Source organism: Bacillus sp. SIMBA_005 (genome assembly GCF_046535585.1).
GTDB classification, from domain to species: domain Bacteria; phylum Bacillota; class Bacilli; order Bacillales; family Bacillaceae; genus Bacillus; species Bacillus pumilus.
Map to the genome: position 1 here is coordinate 1 of NZ_JAWRWI010000860.1, position 250 is coordinate 250.

Annotated in this window: 1 protein-coding gene; it reads right to left on the reverse strand. The window is 34.8% G+C overall.

All coding sequences use genetic code 11. From position 1 onward, the window contains the following. Positions 1-250 (reverse strand): SprB repeat-containing protein (locus SB660_RS22515; RefSeq protein ID WP_410584706.1); only part of this gene is annotated, 250 nt, incomplete at both ends.

Here is a 250-nt window from a genome sequence, read left to right on the forward strand (position 1 = left end):
CTTGTGCAGTCCCTTTACATTTTATACCATCTTCAATTTCAATATCATAAGTTCCAGCTGGCAAATTAAGTACTGAAGCTGTTGTCGTTGTAGCTGAAACTGTTGTAGTAACTGCTGTACCTCCATTAGTTACAGTATAAGTATAAGGCGCTTTACCAGATGTTGGTGTAATCAAAATACTTCCTGTAGTACCATTGTAACATTTAACATCTATTTTTCTTGTGTCAAGTGTTAAAACAGTTGGTTTAAG